The following is an 18,278-nucleotide window of genomic DNA, read 5'->3' on the forward strand; positions in this document are numbered from 1 at the left end:
ATCGCGCAGTAGCAACTCGTTTTCGCGCATTTATGACGGCTTGATTCGCCGCTAGCTGCTCACGGGCGCGCAGCTCAACGCACGGTTATACGCAAATGCTGAGCGAAAAACGCCCCTGTGGACTGGCGATTTAGGCAAATGCCCTCGTTGCGCGGTATCGCGCACATTCGCGCCGAAAGTTCGGTACAGTGTCAAGCGGGCGGCGATCACGATGCACTATTGCGAGCATCATTTTTCCCCTAGCCGCACCCCGCGTAGACCATAGCCAGCAGAAGGAACCATCGTGACCCGGCAAGACACCATTGTCTCCATGATTGAGGCAACCGGCTTCGAGACCGTGTCCTCGTTGGCAGAGGCTCTCGACGTGAACGTGTCAACCATCCGCAGGGACCTGGAGCACCTGGCCGAGGCCGGCCTCGTGCGCCGTACCCACGGTGGCGCGATCCCGATCCCCCAGGACGAGGACACCGAGGAGTTCCTGCAGGATTCCCCGAACCGCGCGGAGAAGCGTGCGATCGGCCCCGCCATGGCGGAGCGCATCCTGGACGGCCAGTCCGTGTTCATCGATTCGGGGTCGACGTGCCTCGAGGTGGCTCGGGCCCTCGACGCGCGCCGCGTGACCGTCGTGACGCACGATCTGCTGGTAGGTCTCGAGATTTTGAAGAAGCCTTCCCTGAACCTGGTGTTCGTGGGCGGCGAGCTGCTGCCGAACCGGACCCACATGTGGGGGCCCACCGCCATCGATCAGCTGGAGCACATCCGCGTGAACACGGCTGTTTTCGGCGCGAATTCGGTGATGGAGGACGGCATTTACGCGTCCACCGGCTACTCGATCGAGCTGCAGCAGAAGGTCCGCTCGATCGCGTCGACGGCCTACTTCGTCGCGGATTCGACGAAGTTCGGCCGCAACGCCCTGTACAAGGTCCTCGGCATCGACGCGTTCACGGCGGGCATCACGGACTCGTTCCTCTCCCCCATCTCGGCGGCGGCCTACCCGATCCCCCTCATCCGGGCTGAGGTCGCGCAGAGTTAGTTGGGGGCGCCGCACCACGGTGCTATAACGCAGCAATCCCCTTGTAGCCACACCACGGCACCCAACTAGCTTGTGTGTCGTAGATTACCCGCTATTCTTGGTCGCATGACTGCTGCGCGCGACGACGACTTCATGGCTCTGCCCGGTATGGAAGCGGATTCCACCGAGACCCACCACGGCCGGGAACGTTTGTCAGATGAAGCCACCCCCACCTCCCCAAACGCCTCCTCGAAGTCAGCGCTCGATGCCCTGCTGGATGAGTACCGTGCGCGCGCGAAGAGCGAGCGCGAGAAGGGCACGCTGTTTGAGGAGCTGACGCGTCAGTTCCTGCTCCACGATGCGCGTTTCGCGCACCAGTTCAAGGAAATCTACCTGTGGAGCGAGTGGCCCGAGCGCCGCACAGGCGACACGGGTATTGACCTGGTGGCGATCCCGGTCGACGAAAACGCAGGCCCGGTCGCCATCCAGTGCAAGTTCTACGCGCTGGGTCATCGCATTCAGAAGGCGGACATTGACTCGTTCCTGTCGGCGTCGGGCAAGGAGCCGTTCGGTCGCCGCATCGTCGTGGACACGTCGGGCGCGCCGTGGGGCAAGAACGCGCAGGACGCGATCGAGGGCCAGCAGATCCCGGTTTCCCGCATCACACTGGCAGATCTGCGCGATTCGGACATTGATTGGCGCACGTATTCGCTGGGTTCGACGCAGGCGCCGAAGACCCGCGAGCGCAAGGTTCCGCGCGACCATCAGGTGCGTGCGCGCAGCGCGGTGATATCGGGCTTCGAGGAGCACGACCGCGGCACGATGGTCATGGCGTGCGGCACGGGTAAGACGTTCACGGCGCTCACGATCGCGCGCGAGTTCGTGGAGAAGGAGGGCGGCACCGCCCGGATCCTGTTCGCTGTCCCCTCGCTCGCGCTTCTCAAGCAGACGCTGGACGATTGGGCGGCCGAGGCCGATGGCGCGTTCACGGCGTGGGCGGTGTGTTCGGATACGAAGGTGTCCTCGTCGGCGCGTAACGACACGGCCGAGGAGTCGGCGGTGGACCTGCCGATCCCGGCGACGACAGACGGCCAGCGCCTCGCGGACTCCCTGAATGCGAATAACACGACGGAGGGACTGCAGGTCGTCTTCGCGACGTACCAGTCGATCGAGGTCATTCACCGCGCGCAGGAGATCGCGGGCGATGAGTGGCGCGATTTCGACCTGATCATCTGCGACGAGGCCCACCGCACGACGGGTGCGACGCTGACGGGCGAGGACGAGAGCGCGTTCACGAAGATCCACAGCGACGAGTTCATCCGCCGTGCGAAGACCCTCTACATGACGGCAACGCCGCGTATTTTCGCGGAGAACGCGAAGAATAGGGCGTCGGAGAAGGACGCGATCCTGACTTCGATGGACGACCAGGAGACCTACGGTCCGGTGTTCTTCCGCCTGGGCTTCGGCCAGGCGGTGAAGGAGAACCTGCTGACGGACTACAAGGTCATCATCCTGACGGTCAGTGAGGAGGAGGTGTCGCAGCACTATCAGGCGATCGCCGAGATGGGCGGCGAGCTGAACCTGGACACGGCCGCGAAGCTGACGGGCTGCTGGAACGCGCTGGCTAAGCGCAAGAATCGCGGCTCGGACGTGGACTACGGCGAGGATCGTGCGCCGATGCGCCGCGCCGTGGCCTTCTGCAAGGACATCAAGGCCTCGAAGGCGGTGGCCACACAGTTCCCGGACCTGGTAAACGGCCCCTTTGGCCTGAGCGACCTCAGCAACGATGACGCGTCGGATAACCTGCAGGTCGAGTGCCGCCACGTGGACGGCACGATGAACGCCGCGGTGCGTGCACGCGAAATGGATTGGCTGACCGAGGGCGCGGGCACGGACGAGGTCCCGGTGTGCCGCATCCTGACGAACGCGCGCTGCCTGAGCGAGGGCGTGGACGTGCCCACGCTGGACGCGGTGCTCTTCCTGTCGCCGCGCAAGTCGCAGGTGGATGTCATCCAGGCGGTGGGCCGCGTGATGCGCCGCGCGGAGGGCAAGGATTTCGGTTACATCATCTTGCCCGTGGCCGTGCCGGTGGGCATGGCGCCGGAGCGCGCGCTGGACGACAACAAGCGCTTCCAGGTCGTATGGCAGGTCCTCAAGGCCCTGCGCGCCCACGACGAGCGCCTGGACGCGGCGATCAACTCGATGGAGCTCAACGGCCAGGGGCCGGAGAACATCATCGTCGAGCAGGTCTCCCTCGAGAAGGCGAAGAAGCAGGACGATCCGCTCGGGGGCAGTGCACCCGATGGGGACGAGGCCGGGGCCGGGTCCTCGGGTTCCGGAGCGGACGGCGTGGCCCAGGGCATCCAGGGTCAGCTGACGCTTCTTCCCTCGGATTGGAAGGAGTCGGTGTTCGGCCGGATCGTGAAGAAGGTGGGCTCGTCCCTGTACTGGGAGGACTGGTCCAAGGACATCGCGACCGTGGCGGACCGCTACATTCACCTCATCGATCGCCTGCTGGAGGATCCGGAGCGCCAGGACGCGTTCCAGGAGTTCGTGAACGCGCTGCGCGCAACCCTAAACCCAGCCGTGGACAACGAGTCGGCGGTGGAGATGCTGGCCCAGCACATTCTCACCGCGCCGCTGTTTGACGCGATGTTCCCGGATCATTCGTTCTCGAAGCAGAACCCGGTGAGCCGCGCGATGAACACGATCGTGGAGATGCTGGCGTCGCACTCGATGTTCGAAAACGAGCGCCGCGAGCTGGATTCCTTCTATCGGGCGATGGTCGAGCGCATCGAGGCCGTGCACACCCTGGCGGGCAAGCAGGAGATCATGCGCACGCTCTACGACCGCTTCTTCTCCCAGGCCTTCCCACGCATGAGCGAGCGCCTGGGCATCGTCTTCACGCCCGTCGAGGTCGTCGACTTCATTATCCGCAGCGCGGATGATGCAATGCGCACGGCGTTTGGCCAGAGTCTGGGGGATCCGGGCGTGGCTATCATCGAGCCTTTCGCCGGAACCGGCACCTTCGTGGCGCGCCTGTTGCAACTGGGCGTCATCCCGCCCGAGGCCCTGGAACGCAAGTATAAGAACGAGATCTTCGCGAACGAGTTCGTGCTGCTCTCCTACTACATCGCGTCAATCAACATCGAGCAGGTCTACCACCAGGTGCGCGCCGAACAGGGCGTGGACGAGGGCTACGTCGAGTTCCCCGGCATGACCCTGACGGACACCTTCCAGCTCCACGAGGGCGACGGCACGATCACCGAGGACTTCGAGGGCCTGGCCGCCAACAACGAGCGCGCGAAGGCGGAGAAGGATTCCGCAATCACGGTGATCGTGATGAACCCGCCGTACTCAGCGGGCCAAAAGGAAGAGAACGACAAGAACAAGAATCTCAAGTACCCCCGTCTGGACGAGAGAATCGAAGAAACGTACGTCCGCCAATCTGGAGCTGGCCTGATGACCAAGCTCTACGATTCCTACTTCCGCGCCCTGCGCTGGGCGTCGGACCGAATCGGGGCGCGGGGCGTCATCGCCTTCGTCTCCAACAGCTCCTTCCTCGATGCGAACAGCACAGACGGTGTGCGTCTTACACTGCAGGATGAGTTCTCCCAAATCTTCGTCTACGACATGAAGGGGAACGCACGAACATCCGGTGAGCGCCGGCGACGCGAAGGCGGAAACGTTTTCGAGTCTGGTTCTCGCACGGGTGTAGCCATCACCATCCTAGTGAAGGACCCCACCCACTCCAGCACCGCCGAGATCTTCTACGCGGAGGCGGAGGACTACGCGACGCGGCAGGAGAAGCTCGACCAGATCACCAACTACGGATCCATTGAGGGGATCAGCGGAACAGATGCATTCCGCACCATCACGCCGAACGAGCACGGCGACTGGATCAGTACACGCGACGAGCATTTTGCTACCTTCCAAGAAATCGGCAATCAAGCCCTCAAGGGAAAGATGGCTTCTCCAGGCATTTTCCAACAATTCTCACTTGGATTGGGAACAAACCGTGATGCATGGTGCTACAACTTCTCAGGTACGGCTGTGTCCTCGAACATGCACCGCATGATCGACAATTACAATTCACATGTTAAAGCCAAACGTACGAGCGCAAACGCAACCACGGATGCCACGCAAATTAATTGGAATGATCGACTGCTTCGAGACCTCAACAGCCAGAAGATTCACCATTACGAGCACGCAGCGCTACGCGTGAGCATGTATCGTCCCTTCTGTATACAACATGTATATTTCTCAAGGGAAATGAACAATAGAACATATCAGCTTCCGCAACTCTTCCCTACAATTGCACACAGAAATCTATCCTTCGTAGTCTCCAGAGGGGATATTACAAAAATTGGTCCGCTAATGACCGACTTTCTCCCCGACCTGCATCTTGTGGGAGATGCGCAGACATTCCCCCTCTACACCTGGGAGCCCCTCTCCCCCACCTCCGGTGGCGAGCCGGACCTGTTCGCGGACCTGGCAACCTCCTCGGAGAGCCAGGCGGATGGGGTGGCCACGGCCTCGTCACTTGATTTCTCGCGGCCGATCGGCGACCAGATCCCGGTGATCCTGGACGGCTATCGCCGCGTCGATAACGTCACGGACGCGACGCTAGCCTCGTACCGGGAGCACTACGGGGATGCGGGGATCACGAAGGAGGACATTTTCTTCTACGTGTACGCGCTGCTGCATCACCCGGAGTATCGGGAGCGCTACGAGGATGATTTGAAGAAGATGCTGCCGCATATTCCTCGTGCGGCGGGTTTCCACACGTATGCGAGTGTGGGCCGCGAGCTGGCGGACCTGCACGTGAACTACGAGCGGGTGGAGCCGTATCCGTCGGTGCAGGAGGAGGCGAGCTTGCACGCGCCTGCCGACCCGTGGGAGCGCTACCGGATCGGTGAGCGCAAGATGCGTTTCCCGAAGCTGGGGCGCCGCGATAAGGACTTTACGCGCTTGGAGTACAACGACTACGTGACCCTGACGGGCATTCCCGCAGAGGCGCAGGGCTATTCAATTTCGGGCCGCAGCCCGCTCGAGTGGATCATCGACCGCTACCACGTCAAGACGGACAAGGCGTCGGGCATCGTCAACGACCCGAACGACTTCCTGCGCGAGCAGGGCCGCCCCGACGCGGTCGTAGACCTGATCAAGCGCCTGGTGACCGTCTCGATGCGAACCCAGGAGCTCCTGGCGACGCTGCCCGCGTTGGAGATTCCGGAAGGGGCAGACCAATGAAAGCACAAGGTAACCAGCCTATTGCACTATTCAAACGGCACCCGCGCACCGATCCAAAATCCCTCGTGATGCATAACCAAGTATACCGCCTGGGCGAGTTATCAGAAGCGCATTATGAATCCACAGTAGTCATTTCCAGCAAGTTCGACGGACAAGCTACATCCGACACTTTCCTTCTACCTTATCTATTCCTAATGCGCCACGCCTTCGAATTATCACTCAAAGATGGAATAATAGTTCTCAAAAAAACTTAGAATAGAGCACTTTGTTGCAGATCCGGAAGTAGCATTCAACTACATGTCACCAATTGACTACGTTACTGATATCGGACACAATTTAATGAAGCTCTTTAACGAATTCAAACGAGAATATAATTCATTTGACTTCATGGATAGGTTCCCCAAAGGAGTTGAAACTGCATTAATTCTTCTCCACCAAGCAGATAAATAGAGCACCGAATTTAGATACGGCACGGAGCCGCAGGATGAACCGTCACATATCGACTCAGCATCACTCTGCGCAGAACTGAGTACACAATTCCAAAAACTATCGACTGTTATCGACTACGCTTGTGGCACCTGCTCATACCTTCCCATTGCTCGATATCAGGGCAGTGTCAATGTGTGATAGCAATGAGCTGGTTGAACCCTTTGAGGGTGCGTCTGGGGCAGTTGTTCAGTTCATTGACGATGGCTTCGAGGTAGGGTTGGTGGGTGGTGATGGGGTTCGTTTGGGCAGGTAGTGACGGAAGAGTCGGTTGGTGTTTTCGTTAGTCCCGTTTCTCAAAGACTGTGGGGGTCAGCGAAGAACACGTCTACGCCAATGCCTAGGATGAGGCGCTGGTGGTGGGTCATTTCTCGTCCCCTTGGCCCCCGTGTCAGTTGCCTCGCACCGTTGGGGAGTGGGGTGAATACGGCGGGTGAACGCGTCACAGACTTGGTCGACCCTCCGCCCGAGAGGCAGAACCACCATAAATCAGGTAGCGGATGGCTGCCTCGACCAGGATTGTCTGCGCAATAGCCCCATCTCGGCTGATACGTGAGGTCACCTTCGAGGTGCCCATGATTCTTCGGTAGGCAATGTTGGCGCACCTCAATCGATTAATCACGTTTCAATCATCGGTGGCGAAAAATCACCCGCTCGGTCTATCTTGCAGATCCACCACGCGGAGGGCAAGCAAATGCTGTGATCGATCAACGTCTACTTGGGTTGGGCGTAGATCCAGGTTCGATCGCCTCACGGCTAATCGCAACCGTGGGCGTCGGGAGAATTGTCCGTAGGAACCACTGTGCCACACACCTCAGCACTCAGACGTCGATCTGCCCTGGCGGGGCGTGCGCCCCTGCGACAAATCAGAGATAACACATCGGCGAAGAGCCATATCACGGTCCCGAAGCCACATCTTGGGCGATCCTCGCGGCTAGTGCCACGCTCAGGGCTTTCTCGGCCTGATACACGCCGTCAGGACCTGCATGGCGGGCGACCTAGCGGCATTCCACCGAGGGGATAGGCCCAACCCAACGAGCGATACGAACCCTAGGAGAGGCCCACCTCCAAGCCCGCCATGATCACCACACGATTCCAAACACTGCACATCAGACGACAGTTCACAACCACCCACCCAACAGCATTAGTACCACACAAATTGCTCACAGCCTATGACACTGCCCTGTGTTGAGGCTATCCTTGCAGTATGGCTTTTTCTGCAACAGTACTCCGGGTAGCGATAGCGTCTCCGTCTGACGTCCCCGAATCGCGTGATGCAGTTGAAAGAGCACTTCACTCGTGGAATGAGGCCAACTCAGCCACGAAGAATGTCATGCTACTGCCGTGGAGATGGGAAACATCGTCAGTTCCCAAGCTCGGCAAGCATCCCCAAGTATTTGTCAATGAGCAGGGGGTTGATAAGGCAGACATAGTCATTGCCCTATTCGGTAGCAGGCTCGGAACTCCGACGCCTGAAGCAATCTCAGGAACCGTAGAAGAGATCGAACGATCCGTAGAACACGGGAAACACGTACATCTCTATTTTTCTGAAGCCCCTCATCCAAATGACGTGGACGTTGAGCAGCTGAGCGCTCTTCGTTCTTTTCGTGAAGAGATCAGCGAAAGAGGACTCCTTGCGACATTCGCAAACCCGAGTCAGCTAGAACATAAGGTCTGGCAAGCAATCGAGCTAGACGTCTCAGAACTTGTTGACGGCGGGCAAGTTTTGACTCCAGCAAAAAAACGCGGAGCACAGTTTCGCGTCCAGTCGAAGCAAAGCCAGCAGCTCAAAGAAACAGACTCGCGAGGCAGAGCGAAATACACAACGAAGCACTGGCTAGAGGTCACGAACATCGGAGATTCCGCTGCCGAAAACGTAACATTTAGAGCAGAAGCCACTTCAGGTCCAATTTTTCTTGTCACGCCAGAACAGCCAATTCGACTCGATCCTAATGTGACCTGGAAGCTCAATTTCGACCTAACACTGGGGACTGGTGGCAGGCTCCAGCTGATCATTAGCTGGGATGAAAACGAAGATCACAAGACAGAACGCTTCGACTTTCAGTAGGGCTACGCAAGCTTCGTCCCTGCAATCAGCACTCAACCAGCGGCTTCCGATTTGAACCACCCAGGCAGCCAGCGAACACGAGCCACCAACTTTGTAGCAAGCCTGGCAGGATAGCTTCGAGAAGGTAGTCGGTGGCATGGACATCGACCATCTCAGCCATGAGTCTTGTAGCGTGCTCAGGAGCGAGTACGACAACGAGACCAGAGCCGTCTCCTCCGCCATAAGAAATGAACTCTTGGTAGCAGTTACCGAGAATGTCAGAGTTGATCGTTGAGCGGCCGGTGACGACGTGGTACACGTCGTCGGTGAGGATGTTGGTCATCCACTTCAGGGGCAACTGAGGCGTCTTCATAGTTGGGTGTGGGTGACAGGTGTTGGTCGGGGGTTACAGATAGAGGTTGAGTTTCTTGATGATGAGCGGGCTTCAATCCCCGCCTTCTCCAAGGACCCAAGTGGTGTCTTACCCTGCCTGATGTTGTTCTGCTTCGCTTGACCGGTGCAAGCGGTTTGATCTGCTCGTTGGGATGGAGGGTTTCCACCTCACAGGTGCAGCGCACTGCCAAGGGATCATGGTGCAGGATACTGAGTCGTGCAACCAGGTGGTGGGATGTCCTGAGTGTGGGGTAATTGCACAGGGCCATAAACGAGTGTAGGTGGAGATGATTGACGCGCCGTGGGCCGGGACGCGGACGCGGGTTAGGCGGGACAATACGGCGCTGGTGCTGCCGCGAAAACGCCTGTCAGACGGTGACGTTCGTGGAGCACAATATGCGCGTGTGTGCCCTCAAGACGCGTGTAGATGTGCGGGCAATTCGGTGAGCGATCCGTCAGTTGCGCTTTTTGGGAGCCACCATCGCATATCTGGCCCGCCAGCTAAGCACGGGCGTAACACCGTGTGGTCCTAAATCAAATCCCTCTTCCAAGCTGCGGCCGATCATCCCGACCGTTTCGCAGGCGTGCGGGCTCTAGGGGTGGATGAACACGTGTAGCACCACCAGAACAGACGCCAACGCGGCCCCATAGGCTCACCGGTATCAAAACTCACCCGAGGAGAGACCACACCGCAGCCCACTTGCTGGACCTGGTCCCAGGCAGGTCTGGAACCATGTACAAGAACTGGCTGGCCAAGCGCGGCGAGCAGTTTCGCTCCGGCATCCAGCTCATGACACTGGACCCCTTCCACGGGCAGCACACACGCCATCGATTACCAACTCTAAGACGCCACCAGCGCCTCCAATGCCTTCCATGCCGATGAGGCGCACATCAGTGTCCAAGTCGCCTACTGTTACGATCAGCAAGGCCGAGGTTTACCAGACTGCCCCGTCCCCGAGCTTGCTCGCCAAAGGGTAAACCTTGGGGCGACGAAAAAAGGCGTTCTCGGCCTACTTCGACACCGACCGAGCAAACAACGGACCCACGGAAGCCACCAATAGAATCCTAGAACTAGGCATACGAAACGCCAGAGGCTACCGCAACCCGACCAACTACCAACTCCGAATGCCCCTCATCGCAAGAGGCTTAGACGCCTCCACCCACACCCAACTATGAAGAGCCACATCACCCGAGCACTCCTCGAAACAGGAGGATTCAGAACCCAACTACACCCCAATTATCAAGAGCCCCGAATAGCACACAACAGTCCTGGGCAGAATAACCAGACCATAACGATCCAGTGTTCCAAGATCTTTGGTCTCCTACCCCTACGAGACAATATTGCCTCCGCGCGGACATCCGCGCGGAGGCGGCACCATGATTGGGATTGGCACTAGCTGAGCCAGGTTGGCTGCACGTAGCGGAAGAGCACGACGATCAGCGCTGGCACGCAGGCAAGCAGCAGGGCACCCAGGATGTAGTGCCAGCCCGGAACGGGAAGATGATCAACAAACCAGGTAGTGACTCCGCCCGCACGGCGCGTGGCAAGTCGGCGCTCTAGGAACTCTCGAATCATCATCGCAAGAGCAAAGAAGCAGAGCACAGCCGTCACGAGCATCGCCATGAAGGCCACTGAAACATAGGGGAAGGCTTGTTCAGCACTGAGGAGATGGAAGGCATCGGCGAACGGTACCAGCTTCTCATCCCCGGCAGCTTCAGACAGCATTCGGCTTAGATCCGGCATCGACAGTCCGGACTTTCCTGTGGACAAGGTGAAGGACGACCAGTAGGTCGCGTAGGCAGAGGTAACCGCGAAGATACTTGCAACGATGGAGGAGCGAAGAGGCTTCGACACGTGCCTACTCCGCAACGATAGGCCTGTAGTCAGCAATGACATCGTCATCAAGAACACGGAAGTGATGACGAGGATACCCACCAGAATCTCGTAGTACCTCATGAGGAAGATAGCAATGACGACGAAGGCAGCAAAGCCAAGGCCAATCATCAGCCACATGTCCCCATCGCTATCGGCCCTCGCCGACCTGCTCTCACCGGCGACAGTCACATGTGTCGAGTTGTCGTCACCAATATGCGTATAGTTTCGATCGCCGGCAACCATGGCGACATCACCATTCGCTGCCATCACCTGTTGGGTTACGGCGCCTCGTCCTGATGCTGTAGGTTCCGGAGCCATTGAGCCATCCGGGACCAGTTTCGCAAGAATGATCCCGGAGACAACGCCTGACACAACGCCAATCACAAGTTCAACAATCCAAGACACGGTCTTTCCTTTCTTATCGATCGCGGTCTTCATCGACAGCATCTGACTGTCAAGCAGAGAGTAAGGTCAGCCATATACATCTGCGTACGGGCGTCAAACACCAGGCTTGTACTCACTGCTCTGCAAGGACATTTCCAGGGCCAAAACAAGAAGCCCAACCCCAACGCACAATTGTGCGTTTCTGAGAGTTTGGATGGGAGGATTTGCGTGATGGTTGCGCAGCATTCTTGGTGTTTCGTGTCGGTTCTGCGCGTACCCTGATGAGAAAGGACGCACCCCCAAGGGTGGGGGCGCGCCGGAGGACACCTCACCGTGGAGGCACACACACCATGAAGGTCCCACCCCTATCCGAGCAACCCGTCACCGAGGAAGAAGAGCACGCCTTCCTCGACCCGACGTCACGCCGCAAGAAGAGCTCCCTAGCAGACAGGAGAGCAGCACTACGCCCGTGGGCAATGGGTATCGGACTCACCGTACTGGTGGCTATGGCAGCTGTTGGTGCCTACACACTGGGTGCGAGCATCGGCTCGTGGAACGATCATCCCAGTGCCGCCGCAACACCCACCGTGCACCCCGCGCCCGCACCATCAGCATCCAGTGAACCTCCGATGTCAGGCGGCTACGAGATCGGCCCCGACGGCGTCCTCGTGCGACCCGCCGAGTACGCGGCAGACACCTACACCAAGCCGGAGCTGCCCGAAGAAGCCAAGGAAAACACCGAACGCGGCGCCGAAGCCGCGGCGGAACACTACCTCGCGCTGCTTGTTTACGCGTGGAACACCGGAGACACTCAACCATTCGCGGATATGTCCTCCCCATCATCACAGTTTGCATCGGCTATTGTCCGAGACATTAACGAACGATATGGCAGTGGATGGACATACGGAATGGAATCGAACATCACACATATCCTTCGCGTTGAGCCGATTGAAGCAAACGGCAAAGATATTCCCGAAGGTTCTATCGTTGTGAAATATCGTGTCGATTCATACGACGGAACGTACTGCACCAAGACGAAAGTGCACACCGCCACCTCGAGGTATAAATCCACGTTGACCCTGATCATGACATGGCGCGACGGACAGTGGGTTGAAACGCAGGGAAGATTTGCCGGTGATGAGAAAGAATAAACCCTATACGTCTAGGGCCATCTATACTCTAGCCGTATGTCTTTGTCTTACTTTCATTCCCAGTGCGGGATGGGCGTTTGGCGAAGCTGACGTGCAACTAAACAATTACACCGAAGGCGAAAACGCAGTAATTCAGGGGCTACTCGGTGACAACGAACCTGATCCCGGCACCCCTTTCGGAAATCATAAACCGGCTGACGATATCCCTAGACTCACAAACTTGTTCGACACGAGCCCTGCTGCGCAGACATACGAAGACGCGGCACGCTGTAAGAACGTGTACGTCAATAGAGCTCCCAACAGCCCCACGGTCTCCGACGACGATACTGTCGATAACTGCCCACTCCCGTCAGACCCTGAGGGAGACTCCAATCAAGACCCAGGCCGCGTGCCCTCGACACGAGACCTCCTCTACCTAGCCACTGCCGTCATCCACGCCGACGGCGCCGGTCTCTACAAGCGGCCCGAGGGTGTGTCCTACACGAATAAGTACATCCCGACGATCGTCTCGGCTACGCGCCCCACGCAAACACACGTAGTGACGATGTTCGGCCGCGAGGTCACCGTGACATTCACAGCCACGTCCTACACGTGGAGCTGGGGTGACGGGACCCCGGATCTGACCACGACCTCGCCGGGGATGCCCTGGCAAGAAGGCATGGACCCCAACACTGACCCCGCCCTGATCCGTCACTACTACAAGGCGCCGAACGGGTGGAAGTCCTTCCTGGATGGGCCTTACCCCTCCGCAACGCGCACCATCACACTGACCACGACCTGGGCGGGCACGGCCACCAACCCCTTCACCGGTGACACTCAGACCATCAACGGCTTGGTCACCACCACGGAAACGACCGGCCCATTCAAGCTCGACCAACTCATCGTCAACAACACCGACACTTCAGAAGAAAAACAAGGCCACTAAAGCACTGAGGCCCCAGCCCACCATCGTGGGCTGGGGCCTCAACGTCAGTGTTTCACGTGAAACAGTCGCCGACGATCGGCGCGATTAGAAGCGAAACAGGGTTCGGAGAGACGGGACGGCAGTCAGCCCCACCAGCTCAGGTATGCGAACACCCCAGGCCCAGACAGTCACCCCTGCCTCTCGCGCAATGTCCGCGCGAGGAGGCCGTGCCTCGGCGCGAAGAGCCAGGCGAGCACGAAGCAGGCGGTCAGCACGAGGACGATCGTGGCGCCCGTGGGCACGTCCAGCGCCCACGACAGGTACAGGCCCACCAGGCCCCCGGAAGCCCCGAGCACGGGTGACAGGATCATCATGGTCCCCAGACGGTCGCACAGGAGCCGCGCGGTGGCCGCGGGGGTCACGAGGAGGGCCAGCACCAGGACGTTGCCGATCGTCTGCACGGAGATAACGACGGCCAGGGCCACGGCAACATACAGAGACAGGTCGGCCAGCAGCACGTGCACGCCCGCCGCCCGGGCGCTCTCGCGGTCCAGGGTCACGGCGACGATGGGCCGGTGCGCCAGGAACAGCATGAGCAACACGAACAACGCGCCAGCCAGCACCACGGGCACATCCGACGCCGGGATGCCCGTGATCGACCCGAACAGGAAGTCCTGCAGGCTGCCCGCATACCCGGGCGCCCGCGCAATGATCGCGACGCCGAGCGCAAAAGCGCCGACGAAGAGCACGCCAATGACGGAGTCCTCCTTGAGCCGCCGATTCTGCGCCAACAAGGCCACGAGCACGGCGGTCACGACGCCCGCGAGCGCCCCGCCGAACACCAGGGACCCGCCGCACACGAAGGCGATCGCCAGGCCGGGGAACACGGAGTGCGCGACGGCGTCGCCGATGAACGCCATGCCGCGCAGGACGACGTGCACGCCGACGCTGCCGCACACGAGCGCGGCGACGACCGCGATGAGCAGCGCGCGCGGCAGGAACGCCAGCGCGGGATTCGTCAGGTCGCGGAAGAAGTCGTAGGGGCTCAGGAAGTCCGCCGCCGCGGCGAGACCACCCCCGGCCGCGTGGATCACGGTGCTCATGCGCGCACTCCTAGGGCGTCAAGGATCGGGTTGTCGGGTCGCACGTCGAAGGCGCGGATCCACGGGTCGGCGTCGGCCAGCTCCTCGGGCCGCCCGGAGGCGACGATCGTGCGCCGCAGCAGGTACAGGCGGTCGCAGCCGGCGCGCGCGCCGATGAGGTCGTGCGTGGTCATAAGGAGGGCACGCCCCCCGTCCGCGAGCGCGCGGAACAGGTCCATGAGCATCTCCTGCGTGGGCATGTCGAGGCCGGTGAAAGGCTCGTCGAGGAGCAGCACAGCGGGCCGGATCGCGAGTGCCCGGGCGACGAGGACGCGCTGGCGCTGCCCACCGGACAGCTCGCCGATGGGGCGCTTGGCGAGGTCGCGCATGCCCACGAGGGACAGGGCCTCCTCGACCGCGCGGAAGTGCGGGGTCCGTGCGCGCCCGAGCAGGCCTCGTCGCACGGTGACGGCCTGGAGGACGGCGTCGCGCACGCTGATCGGGAAGTCCCACGCGAACTCGTGCCGCTGCGGCACGTACCCGATCGCGCCGTCGGTCTCGACGCGCCCACTGGAGGGAATCAAGCCCAGGATCGAGCGGATCAGCGTGGTCTTTCCGGCGCCGTTGGGTCCGATGAGGCCGACGAGCTCCCCTGCCTCGACCTCCAGGTCGACGCCCTCGAGGACACTGCGCCCGCCCAAGGACGCGCCCACTCCGGTGACGCGCAGCTGGCTCACTGCTCCCCTCCCCGATCGTCGAGGCCGGGGCCGCGCTCGCCCGAGCCCTCACCGCGGGCGGTGGGCAGGGGCGCGAGGATGGAGTCGGCCTCGGCGATGGCGGCGGCCTGTTCGGCGCGGCTGCGGCGCGAGCGCGCCACCACGAGGGCGCCGATCACGAGGAGGGACGCCGCGGCGACAGCGATGATCGCGAGGAAGGCCCAGTCGGGCAGCCCGCCCGGCGCGGCACCCGAAGCGGAGGAAGAGGACGCGGGGGCGGCCCCGGAAGCAGCGGGCGCGGCGCCAGAGGAAGAAGCGGACGCCCCCGCCGAAGCGGAATCAGCAACGGCGGGCGCGGCCATGGCCAGGGCCTCGGACGCGGAGGCGGCGTCACCGACGGCGAAGCGTAGGGTCGTGGAAGCGCTGACGGCCTCACCAGCGGTGGTCGTGCCGAGGAAGGTCACGGTCGCCGTGTAGGTGCCGGGCGCGGAGAACGCCCAGTTGGCGTGCACGTGCGTGCCCGAGTCGATCCACACGTCGCCGGGTGCCGCGCCCGAGTCGGCGAGCAGGAGGGGCTTGCCAAAGGTGCCGGACTGCAGGAACAGCCACGCGCGGCCGGGGCCGGACACGGGGCCGACGCGCATGGTGAGGCCGCGGTCGATGGTGGCGGTGACGGCGGGGTCCTGCGTGTTCCAGCCGAGCCACACGACGCCAGGGTTCTGCGTCTGGGGAACGACGTACACGGGCTTGCCGGCAACGTCGGCCAGGAACGGGTAATCGTCGGAGTCGGGCGCGGTCATGATGGCCGCATCATTGACCCGCAGGACGGTCTGGTTGGGGTCACGCCACACGGCGCCGGTCTCGGCGTCGTGGCGCAGTCCGGCCCGCCACTGCCCGTCGATCAGTCGGGGGCCGAGGTCGACGTGCCCAACGCTGATCTCGCTGGCCTCATTCGACCACTCCTCGTGCGCGGCAACGCTCTGCGCGAGGTCGGGGTCGGGACTCGGGTCAGCAAAAGAAGAGGGCGCACCCACGATGACGAGGAACGCCGACACAAGCAGAGCGCTCAGAGACATGCCAAGGCGCGCGAAGCGCGACGAGGTGCTGGCAGGACACCCGCTCGGTCCCGTGGGCGACGACAGGGCCTGGCTGGGCTTGCAGAAAGGCCTCCGGCTAGCCCCGGGGGCGGCGGCGGGGCCTGGCCGGGCTTCGAGATCGACCACTCCGAGCGAAGCTCGCGTGTGGCGATCTCGCGGGCGGGCCGCCGCCACCGGGGCGTAGAGCCGGCGGCCGTCCTCGCAGGCAAAGAGCCGGCGGGCGACGCCTCGGCCGGAAGTCGGGCGAGAAGAGAAGGATTTCATGGCATCTCCTTGCCGCCCAGGCAGCGTGCCAGTGAGCGGGCGTTGTGTTCCATCATGTCGATGTAGGTGGGTGCTTGGTCGTCGAGGGTGTCGCCGTACAGGGGGCAGATGTCCACGCCCGCGTCGGTGGCGGCGGTGCGCAGGGTGGAGCGTGTGCGCGCCAGGTTGGGTTCGAGGAACACCGCGGGGATCGAGGAGTCGGACAGGGTGGCCTGGAGTTTGATGCGGTCGGCGATGGAGGGTTCGACGCTGGGGTTGGGTGCGACGAAGCCGGCGACAGTGAGCCCGTAGGCGTTGGCCAGGTACGCGTACGCGTCGTTGGTGGTGACGAGTTTGCGGCGCTCCTCGGGGATGGACGCGATGGTCGAGGCGACGGTGGCGTCGAGTTCGTCGAGGCGCGTCAGGTAGGCGGCTGCGTTGGCCCGGTAGGTGGCTTCGCCGTCGGGGTCGACGGAGATCAGCGAGTCGCGGATGACACGCACGTACGCTTGGGCGTTGTGGACGTCGTGCCACAGGTGGGGGTCGATGTCGCCGTGGACGTGCTTGCCGAGGACGGCCTGCGGGAGCATGTACACGTTCGCACCGGGCTCGCCGATGAAGCGGAACGAGGCCTCCCCGGGGATCGTCGTGAGGGCGCGGGTGGGCACTTCGATGACGACCTGGTCGAGGTCGGTGCATTCCATGGTCGAGGCGACGGCCGCCGCCGCGCTGGATGCGCCCACGCAGGGGGCCGAGGCCTCGTCCCCGCTGAGTGCTCCGGCGTCGGAGGCGAGTTCGACGCGCTTGGTGGTGAGGTTGACGGTGATGTCGGCATGGCCTGCGGAGAGGACACGGCGGCCTTCGGCGGAGGCGACCTCCTCGGGCGGGGTGCCGACGGCGAAGACGGCGGTGCCTTCCCCGACGCCCACCGGCGTGGCGCCGGGGGTGGTGCGCAGGTTGGCGCGGAAGTGGACGCGGTACACGCCGGGGGCGGTGAACGCCCAGCTCATGTGCTGGTGGGCGTCGGCGGGCAGCTGCGCGGTGTCGGTGTCGTATCCGCCTGCGGCGTTGAAGCCGTCCGAGGTCGCGAAGGCGATCTCCGGCTGCCCGAACGACGTGGTGAGGTAGGCGGCGGCCTGGCCGGGCCCGTCGACGCCGGTGGTCGTCAGGTCGATCTGTGAGGCGCGGGTGGCTCCCATGTCGGCGCCGTCGCCCCACACGCGCATGCCGAGCCACGGGGTGTCAAGCGCGCGGTCTTCGACGAGGGGAAGGATGGTGGCGCCGTTCTTGGCGGCCTCCTCGGCGACGGAGACGGAGCGCGAGCCAGCGGGCAGGTTGGAGTCGAGAGCACGGATGAGGGCGTGCTCCTCGAGCATGAGGTAGTTGGAGAAGGCGACGTCCGCGTAGGCAACATCGCGGATGGTGCGCAGGGAGGGCTCCCACGAGTGCGGGTCTGCACCGTTGGGCACCATCTGGGTCACGTGGACGCGGTCTCCGGCAACGTTGCGCACGAGGTCGGCGAGGATGCCGGTCGTGGCGACGACGCGCAGTTCACCGTCGCTGGAGGGGTTGGGCGCGGGCGCGCAGCCGGCCAGGGTCGCCGTGAGCGCTAACGTCGAGGCAGCGAGCACACA

The 18,278-nt window shown here is 62.0% G+C and carries 12 protein-coding genes; 6 read left to right on the forward strand and 6 right to left on the reverse strand.

The genetic code is table 11. The annotated features are described in order from the left end of the window. Positions 1 to 283 precede the first annotated feature (283 nt). The 3 genes from FBF35_RS10315 to FBF35_RS10330 all read left to right on the forward strand — a co-directional run bounded on the left by FBF35_RS10315 (position 284) and on the right by FBF35_RS10330 (position 8,819). Positions 284 to 1,033, forward strand: a complete 750-nt coding sequence (locus FBF35_RS10315) for a DeoR/GlpR family DNA-binding transcription regulator (protein WP_082632822.1) — start codon at positions 284 to 286, stop codon at positions 1,031 to 1,033. Between the two features lie 105 nt (positions 1,034 to 1,138). Continuing rightward, entirely contained in the window at positions 1,139 to 6,265 is a 5,127-nt protein-coding gene (locus FBF35_RS10320) for a DEAD/DEAH box helicase (RefSeq protein WP_060566037.1), read from the forward strand. Positions 6,266 to 8,084: 1,819 nt separating this feature from the next. After that, positions 8,085 to 8,819, forward strand: a complete 735-nt coding sequence (locus FBF35_RS10330) for a DUF4062 domain-containing protein (protein WP_241772518.1) — start codon at positions 8,085 to 8,087, stop codon at positions 8,817 to 8,819. 25 nt (positions 8,820 to 8,844) lie between these two features. On the opposite strand, the gene FBF35_RS10335 is transcribed toward FBF35_RS10330, so the two are convergent. Further along, a complete protein-coding gene (locus tag FBF35_RS10335; RefSeq protein ID WP_131726615.1) occupies positions 8,845 to 9,171 on the reverse strand; it encodes a hypothetical protein in 327 nt (108 codons plus the stop codon). Between the two features lie 1,001 nt (positions 9,172 to 10,172). Here FBF35_RS10335 and FBF35_RS10685 point away from each other — a divergent pair. Then, positions 10,173 to 10,367 (forward strand): transposase, encoded by a 195-nt coding sequence (locus FBF35_RS10685; RefSeq protein WP_410060578.1) that lies wholly within the window; start codon positions 10,173 to 10,175, stop codon positions 10,365 to 10,367. Positions 10,368 to 10,584: 217 nt separating this feature from the next. Here FBF35_RS10685 and FBF35_RS10345 read toward each other — a convergent pair whose 3' ends face one another. After that, positions 10,585 to 11,505: a hypothetical protein gene (locus FBF35_RS10345; protein WP_131726616.1), complete on the reverse strand. Its 921-nt coding sequence runs from the start codon at positions 11,503 to 11,505 to the stop codon at positions 10,585 to 10,587. 296 nt (positions 11,506 to 11,801) lie between these two features. Here FBF35_RS10345 and FBF35_RS10350 point away from each other — a divergent pair, with 296 nt between their 5' ends. Together FBF35_RS10350 and FBF35_RS10355 are read left to right on the forward strand one after the other, a co-directional pair. Next, a complete protein-coding gene (locus FBF35_RS10350; RefSeq protein ID WP_060566040.1) occupies positions 11,802 to 12,602 on the forward strand; it encodes a DUF6318 family protein in 801 nt (266 codons plus the stop codon). A gap of 388 nt (positions 12,603 to 12,990) precedes the next feature. After that, positions 12,991 to 13,527 carry a hypothetical protein gene (locus FBF35_RS10355; RefSeq protein WP_060566041.1) on the forward strand — a complete coding sequence of 179 codons (537 nt, stop codon included), beginning with the start codon at positions 12,991 to 12,993 and terminating at the stop codon, positions 13,525 to 13,527. Positions 13,528 to 13,694: 167 nt separating this feature from the next. On the opposite strand, the gene FBF35_RS10360 is transcribed toward FBF35_RS10355, so the two are convergent. The 4 genes from FBF35_RS10360 to FBF35_RS10375 are packed head-to-tail and all read right to left on the reverse strand — an operon-like array spanning position 13,695 to position 18,275. After that, positions 13,695 to 14,609 carry an anchored repeat-type ABC transporter permease subunit gene (locus FBF35_RS10360; protein ID WP_060566042.1) on the reverse strand — a complete coding sequence of 305 codons (915 nt, stop codon included), beginning with the start codon at positions 14,607 to 14,609 and terminating at the stop codon, positions 13,695 to 13,697. Continuing rightward, positions 14,606 to 15,325: an anchored repeat-type ABC transporter ATP-binding subunit gene (locus FBF35_RS10365; protein WP_060566043.1), complete on the reverse strand. Its 720-nt coding sequence runs from the start codon at positions 15,323 to 15,325 to the stop codon at positions 14,606 to 14,608. Before FBF35_RS10365 ends, FBF35_RS10360 begins: the two co-directional genes overlap by 4 nt. Next, positions 15,322 to 16,665 (reverse strand): TIGR03773 family transporter-associated surface protein, encoded by a 1,344-nt coding sequence (locus tag FBF35_RS10370; RefSeq protein ID WP_241772519.1) that lies wholly within the window; start codon positions 16,663 to 16,665, stop codon positions 15,322 to 15,324. Before FBF35_RS10370 ends, FBF35_RS10365 begins: the two co-directional genes overlap by 4 nt. After that, a complete protein-coding gene (locus FBF35_RS10375) occupies positions 16,662 to 18,275 on the reverse strand; it encodes an anchored repeat ABC transporter, substrate-binding protein (protein WP_060566045.1) in 1,614 nt (537 codons plus the stop codon). The genes FBF35_RS10370 and FBF35_RS10375 overlap by 4 nt, the downstream gene beginning before the upstream one ends. Between the last annotated feature and the right edge of the window lie 3 nt (positions 18,276 to 18,278).

This window comes from Schaalia odontolytica (genome assembly GCF_005696695.1).
GTDB lineage: Bacteria > Actinomycetota > Actinomycetes > Actinomycetales > Actinomycetaceae > Pauljensenia > Pauljensenia odontolytica_C.